The following is a 13,820-nucleotide window of genomic DNA, read 5'->3' as shown; positions in this document are numbered from 1 at the left end:
GGGTGGGCCGGGACCGCCCGGCTTCAACCGGCACGCTGCTCGCCGGCCTGCGCACCCCGGCCTGATGGGCGGGGTTCAGACCGTGGCCGGCCAGTCGTCGCGGTCCACCGCGCTCTCCGGCACGGCGAAGTGGGCGGCGCCGGGGCCGGCCAGGTACTCCGCCACCGAGGCCGGGACCACGTCGGGGTAGTCGGCGTTGCGGACGTCGGTCAGCGAGGCGGAGCCGCCGTACATGCCGGTCTGGTATTGCAGCGCCACGTAGGCGAACGGGTTGGTCGCGGCGAACTGGCGGCGGACGATCTCGGTCTGCAGGTCGTCCAGCGAGCCCTTGCGAACCAGCGCCCACCGGCGCCCGGTCGCGGCCTCGACCTCGTTGCGCAGCTCCAGCAGGGACAGCTGCCGGCCGACCACGTGCACGTCCCGGCCTGCGGTCATCGGGTCGAGCGCGATCGCGGCGGTGAAGGCGGCGGCGTCCGGGATCGTGGTGATGTCGATCTTTCGGGTGCCGTCGCCCCAGATCGAGAACGTACCGGCCGCCGGGTCGAGCACTTCGTGGAACGGACCGAGGAAGTACTCCGGGAACGCGCCGATCGCCACCGAGGTACGCGCCACCGGGCTGGTCCGGAACGCCTCGGCGAACGTCCGGCGCAGGTCGGACAGGATGTTGACGCCGTAGCCGTACCCCCAGAGGTTGATCGAGAAGTCGGACGGGATCATGCGGTGTACGCCGGCCCGCTCGGCGGCCCTGAGCAGCTCGGTCTGGCCGTCGATGATCACCTCGGGGCCGCCCTGGACCGCGGAGACCACCACCTCCACGCTCTCGAGGTGTGGCGCCAGCGCGGCCGCGCCGTCGGTGAGGTCGCCGACCCGCAGTGACAGGCGCGGGTGCCCGGCCACGTCCCGCAACCGTGTGCCACCGTCCGCGGAGGACGGCCGCACCAGGGCGCGCACGGTCGCGCCGCGCTCCAGCAGGTTCTTCACGATCAGGCTGCCGAGGCTGCCGGTCGCACCCGCCACCAGAACAACAGTCATGACTGTTTCACTCTCCGTACCTGTAGTTGCCTGCGCAGGCAACTATATGTGGTCCGGGCGGCGTCGCCAAGGCGACCTGGACCACAGCGATGCGACCGTTAGAGTGCAGCCATGACCGACGAGCGCCTCTCCGACCTGGAAGAGGCGGCCTGGGGTGGCTTTCTCAACACGCACACGCGACTCTGGCGGACGCTGGAGTCGAGGCTCGCGCCGACCGGCGTCACGATGGCGGAGTACGACGTGCTGGCCGCGCTGGAGGCCGCCGGCGACGAGGGCGTGCGCATGTCCGACCTCGCCGCCCGTCGGCTGATGTCCACCGGCGGCTTCACCCGGATGGCCGACCGCCTGGAGAAACAGGGCCTGATCGTCCGGCAGCGGTCCGCCATGGACGGGCGCGGACTCAACGCGGTGATCACGCCCGCGGGCCGGGAACGGCTCGGGCGCGCGCGCCGCAGCCACCTCGAGGACGTGCGGGCGCTCTTCCTCGCCCGCCTCGAACCCGCCGAGCTGGAACAGCTGCACGCGATCTGGAAGCGCCTGGCCGACGAGGGGCCCGACGCGCGCTGCTGAGGCGCCGGTGCGCACCGCCGGGGACGGTCTCCGCACGGCGATCGCCACCGGCAGCGGCGGCTTCGGTCCCACGCGGTCGCCGCGGGCCGGCCTCGGCACCGCGCAGGGCTGGAACACCACCGTACCGTGGCCGACCTGATCGCCTTCGGCGGCGCGGGCGTCCGCACCGCCGTCTCCATGGCGCCGCACGCTACTGTGCCGGTAGGACAGAACGCACGGACATCACCGGCAGTGACCGACGATGACGACGAATCCGCCTGTCCACGCGCGACCGTCAGCGAGTAGATTGACGGGCGTGCCGCCGCTTGAGCTGAACACGGATGTTGCCCACTCCGCCCGCATCTACGACTTCCTGCTGGGCGGGAAGGACAACTTCGAGGCCGACCGCAAGGCGGCCGAGGCGATCCTGCAGAAGTCGCCGAGCCTGCCGATCTCCATGCGGGCCAACCGGGACTACATGGTCCGCATCGCCCGGCACCTGGCCCGGGAGCACGGCATCCGCCAGTTCCTGGACATCGGGACCGGGCTGCCGACCTCGCCGAACCTGCATGAGGTGGTGCAGGAGATCGCGCCGGAGTCCCGGATCGTCTACGTGGACAACGACCCGCTGGTGCTCGCGCACGCCCGCGCGCTGCTGACCTCGCACGACGCCGGGGCCACGGCTTATATCGACGCGGACCTGCGGGACGTGCCGGCGATTCTCGGGTCGGCGCGGCTGCGGGACACGCTGGACCTCGGCGAGCCGGTCGCGATCAGCCTGATAGCGGTGCTGCAGTTCGTCACGGACGAGGCGGAGGCGCACGCGATCATCGACGAGCTGGTCGCCGCGGTCCCGGCCGGCAGCGCACTCGCGATCTCCACGGTCACGGCCAACAGCCTCCAGGCGGTGGGCGCGGCCGCGAGTTACAGGGCGCGCGGCATCCCGGCGAAGCCCCGCACGGACGACGAGGTGCGCGGCCTGTTCCGCGGGCTGGAGCTGCTGGAGCCGGGCGTCGTGCCGGTGCACCGCTGGCGGCCGGAGCCGGGCGTCGACCCGGCCACCGACGACGTCCACGTCCAGATGACCGGCGGCCTCGCCATCAAGCGCTGACCCGGCGAGCGCCACGCACCAACCCGCGACCGAGGCGTCGCCTCGATCTCTCAGGCTTGTTCAGCGGGGCCGAGCCGACACCGTGTCGCCGCAGGCCGGCGCCGTCGGCGCGCAACGCGCTGAACAACCCTCTCCGTGCAGCGATCAGCGCAGGATCAGCACGTCGCGCGGGGCGAGCCGGATCGTTGCGCCGTGTGCGACCGGCGTGCCGGTGAGCAGATCCGTGGCGTCCCGGTCCGCGATGATCTCCACCGGTGCGTCGCGGTGATTCAGAAGGAACATCAGCGGTACGCCGCCCGCGGTCACCCGCACGGCCGTCTCGACCTCCGGCACGTCCGCGTACGGACCGGTCAGGCCGTGCCGGTCGAGCACGCGCCGCACCACCCGGTCCACGCCCACCTGCTCCAGCACGGTGCCGACGTACCAGGCCTCGCCGCCGCCGTACTCGTTGCGGGTCACCGCGGGCGTCCCGGCGTAGAAGTCCACGCCGTAGGTCCCCTCCACGGCCGCGGTCAACGGCGTGACCAGGTCGAAGTGCAGTCGCGCGGCCACGGTCGTGCCGTCCGCCAGCGTCACCGGGTTGACGACCGCGGGCTCGCGCGAGTCCCACTCGTCCACCCGCACGCCCAGCAGCGAGGTCAACGGCGGATCACCGAGGTACGCCCGGGCGTGCGCGTCGCACAGCCCGGCCAGGAACGTGGTGATCACGGTCCCGCCGCGCGCCGCCACCTCGGCCAGCCGCTCCGCCGTCCCGTCCTTGAGCACGTGCAGCGCGGGCGCGAGCACCACGTCGTAGCCGCCGAGGTCCGCGGTCACCGGCAGCACGTCCAGGTCCGCGCCCGCCTCCCAGACCGCCCGGTGATAGGCGAGCACGATCTCCTGGTAGCGCAGGTGCCGGTTCAGCCCGTCCGTCATCTCCAGCGTCCACCAGCTGTCCCAGTCGAACAGCAGCGCGACCCGGGCCGGCGTGCGCGCCCCGATCGTCAGGTCACCGAGGTCGCGCAGCTCAGCGCCGAGCGCCGCGACCTCCCGGAACACGCGCGTGTCGTCCCGCCCGGAGTGCCCGATGACCGCGCCGTGGTACTTCTCGCACGCGCCCCGCCCGGCCCGCATCTGGAAGAACAGCACCGCGTCCGCGCCGTGCGCGACCGCCTGCCAGCTCCACGACCGCATCACGCCGGGCCGCTTGACCGGGTTGACCGCCCGGGACGCGGTGATCGACGGCGTCTGCTCCATCAGCCAGAACGGCTCGCCGTTCTTCAGCCCGCGCATCAGGTCGTGCGTGAACGCCATCCGCGCGTGCGAGGCATCGTCCGGCGGATAGTTGTCCCAGCTGGCGAAGTCCAGGTCGGCGGCCCACCGGTGGTAGTCGACCGGCTTGTACATCCCCATCAGGTTCGTGGTCACCGGCGCGCCGGAGTGCCGCCGGATCGCGGTCTTCTCGTCGCGGAAGTTCGCCAGCATCGCGTCCGACATGAACCGCAGGTAGTCCAGCGTGATGCCCTGGAACGCGGTGTGATCCGGCCCGCGCCAGTGCTCGGTCAGCGCGCTCGGCGGCTCGATCTCGTCCCAGTCGCCGAACGTGTGCGACCAGAACCGGGTGTACCAGGCGTCGTTGAGCGCGCCCAGGCTGCCGTAGCGTGCGCGCAGCCAGCCCCGGAACTCAGCAGCGCACAGCGGGCAGTAGCAGGCGCCGCCGTACTCGTTGCCGACGTGCCAGGCGGTGACCACGTCTGCGTAGCGCTCCGCGATCCGGCCGGCGACCTCGGCGGAGAACCGGCGGAACGCGGGGGAGGACGGGCAGGAGTTGTGCCGGGCGCCGAACGCGTGCTTGCGCCCCTCGAAGTCGACCCGCGTCACCTCGGGATAGGCGCGGGCCATCCAGGCCGGGTGCGCGCCGGTGCCGGTGGCGAGGCAGACCGTGCGGTCCTCCGCGACCGCGCGCGCCACCACGGCGTCGAGCACGGTGAAGTCGTAGACGTCCTCGGCCGGCTGGGTCAGGCCCCAGGTGAACACGCCCAGCGTGACCGTGTTGATCTCCGCGAGGTCGAAGAGCCGGTAGTCGTCCTTCCACACCTCCTCCGGCCACTGCTCCGGGTTGTAGTCGCCACCGAACAGGATCCTCATCACTCTCCCCACCGCAGCTGTCAGCGAACGTTGTGGCCGCGCCGGACGATCTCCAGTAATGCGAACAGCAGCAGCGGTGCCGCGATCAGCAGCGCGGCCTCGGACCAGGCGAGCGTGACGCCCGCGGCCACGACCAGCAGCCACGCCACCGCGAGCGTCACACCGGGCCGGGCCATCAGCAGGCGCGCGGCCCGCCGCGCGATCACGGACGCGGGCTCGGCCGCACCGGCGGGCACGGGCTCGGCCGCGTCGGCGGGCACGGGCTCGGCCGCGTCGGCGGGCACGGGCCCGGGGGACAGCGCGACGAGTGTCAGCGCGACCGCGACCCACAGGCACGCGGTCACGCCGATCAGCGCGAGCGGCACCGCCCACCAGCCCGGCACGCCGGCCACGTCCAGGTGCGTCAGGTTGATCGCCACAATCGTGAGCAGTGCCAGGAACGGGGCCCAGAGCCGCACCGCCCGGCCGAACACGAGCCGGTACCCGCGCCGGAAGTCCGCGGCCGGGTGCAGATCGGCCAGGTCCGGCCGGTGCGCGGCGAGCGCGGACAGCGCGGCCGCGACCGCCGGGCCGACCGGCAGCGCGGCCACGCCCAGCAGCGGAACGTTGGTCACGTCGCCGCCGAGCGCGAGCCCGGCGGCGACGGTGGGGGAGCAGGCCACGAGCGTCCACGCCCCGACCGCCAGCAACCGGTGCACGAGTGCGGCGGCGCGGGCGAGTGCCGAGTCGAGGATCGGCGCCGGCGAACGTACCCGCATGGTGCTATTTGTTCTGATCCGCGTAGCGGGTCCTGGCCTTGTTCGTCAGGTCGACCAGCGCCGGCCCGTTCTTCGCGTTGAGCTCCGCGACGTAGGCGTCCCATTCGCCCAGGTCGCGCTGGCCCAGGATGAACTGCAGCGTCTGCTGGGTGACGAAGTCCTTCAGCGGCGTGTCCCAGAGCGTGGCCTGCTCCCGCTCCTCATCGGTCAGCGGCGCGGGCGGCGGCACCGGGATCGGCGTCTTGTGCGCGATCGCGGCCTGGAACGCCTGCTCCTCCGTGGTGAACATGGAGTGCAGCAGCTCCGTGCTGCCGCCGTAGGAGAAGTTGCCGCCCTGGAAGCCGAAGTCCTTCTGCAGGTGCTTGGGCGCACCCGGGTTCAGGCCGACGAAGTCGACGTCCGGTGCCAGCGTGCGCTTGCCGGCCGCGTCCTTGGTGAACGTGACGCCCTCGACACCCCACTTCGCGAACTCCTGGCCGGCGTCGGAGTAGAACAGCCAGTCGATGAACTGCATCAGCGCGACGAAGTTCTCGCTCTCCCGCGCCTTCGACGAGATCATCAGGCCGCTCTCCAGGCGGGTGTAGCCGGTGACCTCGCCGGCCGGTCCGGCCAGGAACGGGATCTTCGCCATCGTGGCGCCGTCCTTGAGCAGCGGCCGGTAGTCGTTGACCAGGTTCTGTGCGTTGCTGCTGATCACCAGCGTCTTGCCGGCGGCGAGCTTCTGCTTGGCCTGGTCGTCGTTCTGCGTGAAGCTCTCCGGGTCGAGCAGCCCTTCCGCGACCAGCGTGTGCAGGTAGGTGACCATCGCCTTGTACTCCGGCATCGCGCCGGTCAGCACGAACTGCTGCGTGTCCGCGTCCCAGGTGGTGTTGAAGTAGCCCCAGCCGCCGGTCGTCCCGTACGCCGTGGAGATCATGTTGAGCAGGTTGCCGCCCGGGTTCGGGACGGCGAACCGGTCGGAGAACGGGTACGCGTCCGGGTACCGCGCCTTCATCGCCTTGAGCGTGGTGTGCAGCTCGTCCCAGGTCTTCGGCGTCGGCAGGTTCAGCTCCTGCATCACGTCGGTGCGGACCGCGAGCGAGTAGTCCTGCCAGACCTTCTCGTGCATGCCGGGCAGGATGTAGAACTTGCCGTCCTCCTGCCGCTGCCGGTCCAGCTGAGGCCACATGTCCCATTTATCGGCCTTCTGCTTGAAGTGCGGCATCAGGTCGAGGTAGTCGCTGACCGGCAGCACCGCCCCGGACGCGACGAACGGCGCCTCATGCCCGGCGTAGACCTTCGGGATGATGAACGGCGGGTCGCCCGCACTGACCACCAGGCCACGCTTCTGGTTGTAGTCGCTGGCCGGCACGACCGACGGCGTGATCGTGACGTTGGTGCGCTTCGTCAGTTCCTGCCAGAACAGCCAGTCGTTCTTGATCGGGTAGTTCGTGTGGTCGCTGTAGAGCATGTCGAACGTGATCGGCTCGGTGGCCTTGAACTGGGCGCCGATGGCGTAGTCCGCCATCGCGCCGGCCCGGTTCCGGTCGAGGTTCGCGTCCTGCTCCGACGATCCGCAGGCGGGGAGAAGGGTTATGGCCAGAGCGGCCGCGACACAACGTTTGCTTGTAGGACCGTGTTTTTTCATGGATGAGACCTCTCAGCCTTTGACGGCGCCGAGCATGACCCCGGAGACGAAGTAGCGCTGGACGAAGGGGTAGACCGCCAGGATCGGCACGACCGTCAGCACCATGGTCACGGCCTTGATGTTGGCCGCGACCTGCGCCACGTCCGTGTCGACGCTGCCGGTGGAGGTGGCGTCCGTCGCGCCCGCGATCAGGTTCCGCAGGTAGACGGTGACCGGGAACAGTTCGGCCCGGTCCAGGTAGAGGAACGCGGTGAACCACGAGTTCCAGTAGGCGACCGCGTAGAACAGCACCATCGTGGCGACGATCGCCTTCGACAGCGGCAGCACGATCCGTAGCAGGATGCCGTAGGTGCCGAGCCCGTCGACCGCGGCCTGCTCCTCCAGCTCGACCGGCAGGCTCTCGAAGAACGCCTTCATCACCAGCAGGTTGAACACGTTGATCGCGTTCGGCAGCACCACGGCCCACAGCGTGTTCCGCAGGCCCAGCCCGCTGATCAGCACGTAGTTCGGGATCAGCCCGCCGGAGAAGAACATGGTGAAGACCGCGATCCCGACCAGCACCCCGCGCCCGCGCAGCTGGTGTTTGGACAGCACATACGCGTAGCAGGTGGTCAGCACGATCGAGATGATCGTGGCGACCACGGTGTAGATCACCGTATTGCGATAGTTGGTCCAGAACAGATCATCGGACATCACCAGGCGGTACGTGGTGAGGTCGAACCCGCGCGGCAGCAGCATCACCCGCCCGGCGAGGATCTCGTCCTCGCTGGACAGCGACCGCGCCACGATGTTCAGGAACGGGTAGAGCGTGATCACCACGACGCCGGTCAGGACGACCGCGTTGATCACGTTGAAGACCCTGCGCCCGGTCGAGGTCACCGGCCTGCTCCGTCCGTGCGGCGGGGGTGTCGACCGGCCGGTTACCACAGGCTTGTTCCGTCCGTGCGGCGGGGGTGTCGACCGGCCGGTCACCACAGGCTTGTTCCGTCCGTGCGGCGGGGGTGTCGACCGGCCGGTCACCACAGGCTTGTTCCGACCGTGCGGCGGGGGTGTCGACCGGCCGGTTACCACAGGCTTGTTCCGACCGTGCGGCGGGAGATGGTGTTGGCCGAGAAGACCAGGATCAGCCCGATGACCGCCTCGAACAGCCCGATCGCGGCGCCGTAGGAGAAGTTTCCGCTGACCACGCCGAGCCGGTAGAGATAGGTGGCTATGACGTCCGCGGTCGGGTAGGTCAGCGGGTTGTAGAGCAGCAGGATCTTCTCGAAGCCGACCGCCATGAACGTGCCGATGTTCAGGATCAGCAGCGTGATCATCGTCGGGCGGATGCCGGGCAGCGTCACGTGCCAGGTCTGCCGCAACCGCCCGGCGCCGTCGATCTTCGCGGCGTCGTAGAGATCCTCGTCCAGCGTGGTCAGCGCCGCCAGGTAGAGGATCGTGCCCCAGCCGACGGTCTGCCACGCCTCCGAGGAGACGTAGATCGTCCGGAACCACTCCGGGCGCTGCAGGAACGGGATCTCCGTCCCGGCGAGCGCGTTGATCGTGCCGTCCACCGAGAGCAGCTGGCCGACCATGCCCGCGACGATCACCACCGACAGGAAGTGGGGCAGGTACGACACCGACTGCACGAACCGCTTGAGGTGCTTGATCCGCACCTCGTTGATCAGCAGCGCCAGCACGATCGGCAGCGGGAAGCAGACGATCAGCGTGAGCACGCCGATGACCAGCGTGTTCGTGAAGACCTGCCAGAACGTCGGGTCGGCCAGGAACATCCGCACGTAGCGCAGGCCCACCCAGTCGTCGCCGAACACGTTGCCGCCCGGCCGGAACCGCCGGAACGCGATCACGTTGCCGATCATCGGCGCGTACCGGAAGACCGCGAAGAACAGCAGCGGGAGTACGGCGAGCGAGTACAACTGCCAGTCCCGGCGCAGCGGCCGTCTCGCTCGCCTCGGTGGCACGGCCGGGGCCGTGGGCGGCGCCTTCGTCAGCGTGACCATCCGCCCCTCCGAAACTTTCGGTATCGACACCGGTATATCAGCCCGGAATTTAGGCGCGGCATCGAACTATGTCAAGGTCTCGATATCCGGGCGTTCCGGGTGTAGACAGGCTTTACCCGTACCGTCGATGGCTCTTGGGGTTGATCATGGCTTTGGATCGTCGCCGAAACTTCCGGTGCGGGTTTCAATGACCCCACCGACCATCGCGTTCATCGCGGAGGAGGTCGGCGTCTCCATCACCACCGTCTCCAAGGTGCTCAACGGCCACGCCGACGTCGCCGCGGCCACCCGCGAACGCGTCGAGGACAGCCTGCGCCGCCACCAATATCAGCGCCGCACCGCCCGCCGCGCCGCCGGCCACATCGACCTGGTCTTCCACGAACTCGACTCGGTCTGGGCGATGGAGATCCTGCGCGGCGTCAGCGCGGTCGCCGGCCCGGACGGCACCCCGGTCGTCGTCTCCCACCTCGACGGCCACCACCGCCCCGACCGTGCCCGCATCGACCGGCTGCTGTCCCGCCGCCCACTCGGCATCATCATGGTGCTCTGCGCGGTCGCCGACGCACAGCACCGCCAGCTCGCCCGCCGCGGCATCCCACTGGTCATCGTGGACAACGACAGCGCCACCTCGGCCCGCGTCCCCACGGTCGGCGCGAACAACTGGAACGGCGGCCTGCTCGCCACCCGCCACCTCATCGAGCTCGGCCACCGCCGGATCGCGGTCGTCACCGGCCCCCGCGACGTGCTCTGCAGCCAGGCCCGCGTCGCCGGCTACCGCTTCGCCCACGAATCCGCCGAGCTGCCGGTCGACCCCGACCTGGTCCGCTACGGCGACTTCACCGCCGACGCCGGGCTGGCCGTCGGCCTGCGGCTCCTCGATCGCGCGGACCGCCCCACCGCGATCTTCGCCGGCTCCGACATGCAGGCGATGGGCGTGCTCCGCGCCGCCGGCCGCCTCGGCCTCAGCGTCCCACGCGACCTGTCCGTGATCGGCTACGACGACCTGCCGATGGCCGCGTGGACCGGGCCCGCGCTCACCACCGTCAACCAGCCGCTCCGGGAGATGGCCGGCGCCGCCACCCGCATGCTGCTCGACCTGGCCCGCGGCGTCCCGGTCCCGGCCGACCGCATCGACTTCGTCACCGGCCTGGTGCTGCGCGAGACCACGGCACCACCCCCGTGAACATCGAGAACTACTCGCCGGACGTCCCGGTCCCGCCGGACTTCGACCTGTTCTGGGCCTCGTCGCTGCGCCGCCCCGGCCCGGTCCTGCTCTCCGTCGAACCGGTACCGACCCGGCTGCGCCTGATCTCCACGTTCGACGTGTCGTTCGCCGGCTTCGGCGGCCACCCGGTCCGCGCCTGGTACTCCCGGCCGTCATTCGTCGAGGACGTGGTGCTTCCCGCCGTCGTCGAATTCCCCGGCTACGGCCGCGGGCGCGGCTTCCCGCACGAGCGGCTGACCTGGGTCAACGCCGGCTATGCCCATCTGCTCATGGACGTGCGCGGCGCGGGTGGCCGCTACGGCAACGGCGGTGACACGCCGGACCCGGGCGCGGTCCCGGACGCGCCATGGCCGGTCACCTGGGGGATCGGCTCACCGGACACCTACTACTACCGGCGCCTGATCACCGACGCGGTGCGGGCCGTGCTCGCGGTGCGCGCGCTGCCCGGCGTGGACCCGGCCCGGGTGGCCGCGCTCGGCAACAGTCAGGGCGGCGGGCTCGCGCTGGCCGTGGCCGGCCTGCTCCCGGACCTGGCCGCGCTGCTGGTCACCGCGCCGTTCCTGTGCGACATCCACAACTGCCTGTCCTCCGTGGATACGTCGCCGTACGCGGAGATATCCGCTTATCTCGCCGTGCGGCGTGACCTGACGCCCGCCGCCTACGACACGCTGTCCTACATGGACGGCGTCACGTTCGCCGCCCAGGCCACCGCGCAGGCCTGCTTCGGCACCGGCCTGCGCGACAACGTCTGCCCACCCACCAGCACGTACGCGGCCTTCAACGCCTACGGCGGCCCGCGCACCGACAAGGAGATCCACGCCTACCCGTTCAACGGCCACGAGGGCGGCGACGCCTTCCACGTCGCCCACCAACTGGAGTGGCTCACCACCCGCATGCCCCCGGAACCGGCGGGCTGACCGGCCCGGCCGCTCAGCAGGTGGAGTGGATCAGCGCGCCGACCGGCCGGTGCGGTGACAGCTCGTTGTAGAGCGCCACGGCCGCGCGGGTCTCCAGTACGTGCACGTCCACGCCCTGCTCGTCCAGGTGCTCGATCGTGGCGTCCGGCACCTGAAGCGCCTCGTCCATGCCGGTCGACAGGATGATCGTGGTGGCGCCGTGATCCAGCAGCTCCTCGACGTCCTCCGGCTGCACGCCGGGCCGGTGCCGGGTGCCGGTCTCGGACCAGTCCCACTCCCGCACACCACCCGGGAAGATCTTGGCGTCCTTGAACTCGCCGTGCCCGTCCACGCGCACGACCCCCCACTCGACCGACACCAGCATCAGCCCCGCCCACCCCCACCGTCCCGACCCGTTCCGTACAGTCGGAGAGGATATCGTCCGCTCTGGCGGCAGGCCGGGGACGACCTCTGGCACGCCGGGCCCGGCATCGTGTTCCCGCCCTCGCGCGGGCCGTACGACACCGACCCCGACGGCACCGCGATGCTCGAGATCCTCCGCGCCGACATCATCGACCGGTACGCGGAGTTCGCCGCCGACTACTACGACCGGAACGTCGACCGGTCCGCCGTCGAACTTTGGGTTTCTAGGAGCTCTGTGGCGTGGTGAGGCGGCGGACCGCGGTCTCGATCGCGGCGCGGTGGGTGCCGGGCGCGTCGAGGCCGGTGCGGCTGAGTTCGAGGATCATCGTGAGCAGCGTGGCGGCCTGGAGCGCGTCGTCGACGAGGCCGTGGCGCTGGGCGGTCGCGATCGCCTCGGTCTTGTCCGCGGTGGCCTTGCGCACGACGTCGGCGGTCATGCCGGCCGCGTCGCGTTCGAGGCGGTCCCAGTGGGCGACGCGGAGCAGCTCGGGGCGGCGGCGATGCCAGTCCCACATGCGGGCGGCGTAGCCGGGCAGGTCGTCGCCGGTGATCGGGACGTCGTCCATGGTCTGCACCACGATGGTGTCGAAGACCGCGTCGAAGAGCTGGTCCTTGTTACCGAAGTACTTGTAGATCATCGCCTTGTTGGCGCCGGACGCGGCCGCGATGCGGTCGACGCGGGCGCCGGCGATCCCGAACGCGGCGAACTCGGCCGTCGCGGCGTCGAGGATCCGGCGTCGGGTGCTGGCGGCGTCTCCGGGCATGGCCGCAAGTGTAGTAGGTAACTAGTTAGTTGCCACAGACGGGCTGTCGCGCCTAAGGTAGCCAACCAGTTGGTTACCAAGGAGGCAGAACCATGTCCACCACCGTCAACGCCTTCGCGGCGCTGGAGCGCGGCGCGAAGATCACGCCATGGAGCTACCAGCAGCGCGACGTGCGCCCGCACGACGTGCGCATCGACGTGCTCTACTGCGGCGTCTGCCACACCGACCTGCACCACATCGGGCCGTGGGGGCGGCACTTCCCGGTCGTTCCCGGCCACGAACTGGTCGGCCGGGTGACCGAGATCGGGCCGGAGGTCACCACCCACGCGCGCGGTGACCTGGTCGCGGTCGGCCCGATCGTCGACTCATGCCGCACCTGCCCGCCCTGCCTGGCCGGCGATGAAACGTTGTGCCTGACCATCGCGACCGCCACCTACGGCGCCGAGGACCGGCACGGCGACGGCGTCACCCGGGGCGGCTGGGCGGACCGGGTCGTCACGGACGAGCGCTACGTCTACCGGCTGCCGGACGGCCTCGACCCGGCCTCGGCCGCACCGCTGCTCTGCGCGGGCAGCACGGTCTTCGCGCCGCTGCGGCACTGGGGCGCCGGCCCCGGCACGACCGTCGGGATCGTCGGCATCGGCGGTCTCGGCCACCTCGGGCTGAAGTTCGCGCGGGCGATGGGCGCGCACGTGACCGCGTTCACCACCTCCGCCGCGAAGGCCGCGGACGCACGCCGGCTGGGCGCGCACGACGTGGTCCTCGCCGGCGACCCGGAGCAGCCGCGGAACCGCTTCGACCTGATCATCGACACCGTGCCCGCGGTGCACCCGATGACGCCGCTGGTGCAGGCCCTGAAGACGGACGGCACGCTGGTCACGGTCGGCCTGCCGGGCACGCTCGACGTCGCGCCGTTCGCGATGGCGGTCGGCCGCAAGTCGATCGCCGGCGCGGGTGCGGGCGGCACCCGGGACACGCGCGAGATGCTCGAGTTCGCCGCCACGCACGGCATCACGGCCGACATCGAGCTGATCGGCACCGCCGACATCGACCGCGCGCTGGAACGCCTCGCGGCGAACGACATCAAGTACCGCTTCGTGATCGACCTCAAGCGCTGATCACCCGACCCGGCCGAACCCGGAAAATCCCGCCACGGTACGCGGGTGAGCCCTCACGCGGCTCGCCCGCTCCGGCCGCGGCCCGCGGTGTGTGCGTTCTTCGGCGTCGGTGGGTGGGGACTGCGCCCGTAGGGGGTGGTCTTGGATCACCCGTTTGAGTGCGCATTTTCCGTGATCCTCCACGGTGTGG

Annotated in this window: 16 protein-coding genes; 8 read left to right on the top strand and 8 right to left on the bottom strand. The window is 70.7% G+C overall.

What is annotated here, in order from left to right; genetic code table 11:
• Window positions 1-75: 75 nt before the first annotated feature.
• Entirely contained in the window at window positions 76-1,032 is a 957-nt protein-coding gene (locus J2S43_RS16825) for an NmrA family NAD(P)-binding protein (RefSeq protein WP_306830221.1), read from the bottom strand.
• A 111-nt stretch (window positions 1,033-1,143) separates the two neighbouring features.
• Here J2S43_RS16825 and J2S43_RS16820 point away from each other — a divergent pair, with 111 nt between their 5' ends.
• From J2S43_RS16820 to J2S43_RS16805, 4 genes are read left to right on the top strand one after another with little or no spacing between them, the layout of a single operon-like run.
• Window positions 1,144-1,602 carry a MarR family winged helix-turn-helix transcriptional regulator gene (locus tag J2S43_RS16820; protein WP_306830219.1) on the top strand — a complete coding sequence of 153 codons (459 nt, stop codon included), beginning with the start codon at window positions 1,144-1,146 and terminating at the stop codon, window positions 1,600-1,602.
• A 7-nt stretch (window positions 1,603-1,609) separates the two neighbouring features.
• On the top strand, window positions 1,610-1,741 hold the full coding sequence (locus tag J2S43_RS16815) for a hypothetical protein (RefSeq protein ID WP_306830217.1): 132 nt from the start codon (window positions 1,610-1,612) through the stop codon (window positions 1,739-1,741).
• On the top strand, window positions 1,729-1,887 hold the full coding sequence (locus J2S43_RS16810; protein ID WP_306830216.1) for a hypothetical protein: 159 nt from the start codon (window positions 1,729-1,731) through the stop codon (window positions 1,885-1,887). The genes J2S43_RS16815 and J2S43_RS16810 overlap by 13 nt, the downstream gene beginning before the upstream one ends.
• Complete coding sequence (locus J2S43_RS16805) at window positions 1,844-2,692, top strand: SAM-dependent methyltransferase (RefSeq protein WP_370881632.1); 849 nt, start codon at window positions 1,844-1,846, stop codon at window positions 2,690-2,692. The genes J2S43_RS16810 and J2S43_RS16805 overlap by 44 nt, the downstream gene beginning before the upstream one ends.
• A 144-nt stretch (window positions 2,693-2,836) precedes the next feature.
• On the opposite strand, the gene J2S43_RS16800 is transcribed toward J2S43_RS16805, so the two are convergent.
• From J2S43_RS16800 to J2S43_RS16780, 5 genes are all read right to left on the bottom strand, one after another.
• Complete coding sequence (locus J2S43_RS16800; RefSeq protein WP_306830212.1) at window positions 2,837-4,819, bottom strand: beta-galactosidase; 1,983 nt, start codon at window positions 4,817-4,819, stop codon at window positions 2,837-2,839.
• Between the two features lie 20 nt (window positions 4,820-4,839).
• Window positions 4,840-5,577 (bottom strand): hypothetical protein, encoded by a 738-nt coding sequence (locus tag J2S43_RS16795; protein WP_306830210.1) that lies wholly within the window; start codon window positions 5,575-5,577, stop codon window positions 4,840-4,842.
• 4 nt (window positions 5,578-5,581) lie between these two features.
• Window positions 5,582-7,084 carry an ABC transporter substrate-binding protein gene (locus J2S43_RS16790; protein ID WP_306830208.1) on the bottom strand — a complete coding sequence of 501 codons (1,503 nt, stop codon included), beginning with the start codon at window positions 7,082-7,084 and terminating at the stop codon, window positions 5,582-5,584.
• Between the two features lie 132 nt (window positions 7,085-7,216).
• Window positions 7,217-8,083, bottom strand: a complete 867-nt coding sequence (locus J2S43_RS16785; protein ID WP_306830206.1) for a carbohydrate ABC transporter permease — start codon at window positions 8,081-8,083, stop codon at window positions 7,217-7,219.
• A gap of 185 nt (window positions 8,084-8,268) precedes the next feature.
• Complete coding sequence (locus J2S43_RS16780; RefSeq protein WP_306830204.1) at window positions 8,269-9,204, bottom strand: ABC transporter permease; 936 nt, start codon at window positions 9,202-9,204, stop codon at window positions 8,269-8,271.
• A gap of 187 nt (window positions 9,205-9,391) precedes the next feature.
• On the opposite strand from J2S43_RS16780, the gene J2S43_RS16775 reads away from it, so the two are divergent.
• Window positions 9,392-10,387, top strand: a complete 996-nt coding sequence (locus J2S43_RS16775; protein WP_306830202.1) for a LacI family DNA-binding transcriptional regulator — start codon at window positions 9,392-9,394, stop codon at window positions 10,385-10,387.
• Window positions 10,384-11,346 carry an acetylxylan esterase gene (locus tag J2S43_RS16770; protein ID WP_306830200.1) on the top strand — a complete coding sequence of 321 codons (963 nt, stop codon included), beginning with the start codon at window positions 10,384-10,386 and terminating at the stop codon, window positions 11,344-11,346. Before J2S43_RS16775 ends, J2S43_RS16770 begins: the two co-directional genes overlap by 4 nt.
• A gap of 13 nt (window positions 11,347-11,359) precedes the next feature.
• On the opposite strand, the gene J2S43_RS16765 is transcribed toward J2S43_RS16770, so the two are convergent.
• Window positions 11,360-11,710 (bottom strand): Mth938-like domain-containing protein, encoded by a 351-nt coding sequence (locus tag J2S43_RS16765; protein WP_306830199.1) that lies wholly within the window; start codon window positions 11,708-11,710, stop codon window positions 11,360-11,362.
• A 108-nt stretch (window positions 11,711-11,818) separates the two neighbouring features.
• Here J2S43_RS16765 and J2S43_RS16760 point away from each other — a divergent pair, with 108 nt between their 5' ends.
• Entirely contained in the window at window positions 11,819-11,995 is a 177-nt protein-coding gene (locus tag J2S43_RS16760; RefSeq protein WP_306830197.1) for a hypothetical protein, read from the top strand.
• Here the strand turns inward: J2S43_RS16760 and J2S43_RS16755 are convergent.
• Window positions 11,973-12,512, bottom strand: a complete 540-nt coding sequence (locus J2S43_RS16755) for a TetR/AcrR family transcriptional regulator (RefSeq protein WP_306830195.1) — start codon at window positions 12,510-12,512, stop codon at window positions 11,973-11,975. The two genes, J2S43_RS16760 and J2S43_RS16755, sit on opposite strands and share 23 nt — an antisense overlap.
• Before the next feature lie 92 nt (window positions 12,513-12,604).
• On the opposite strand from J2S43_RS16755, the gene J2S43_RS16750 reads away from it, so the two are divergent.
• The gene (locus tag J2S43_RS16750) at window positions 12,605-13,630 is read left to right on the top strand and encodes an NAD(P)-dependent alcohol dehydrogenase (protein WP_306830193.1); all 1,026 of its coding nucleotides are present in this window, start codon (window positions 12,605-12,607) and stop codon (window positions 13,628-13,630) included.
• Window positions 13,631-13,820: the final 190 nt, after the last annotated feature.

Origin of the sequence: Catenuloplanes nepalensis (assembly GCF_030811575.1) — a bacterium.
GTDB classification, from domain to species: domain Bacteria; phylum Actinomycetota; class Actinomycetes; order Mycobacteriales; family Micromonosporaceae; genus Catenuloplanes; species Catenuloplanes nepalensis.
Note: the sequence above shows the minus strand (reverse complement) of the source record. Positions and strands in the feature narration are given on the sequence as shown.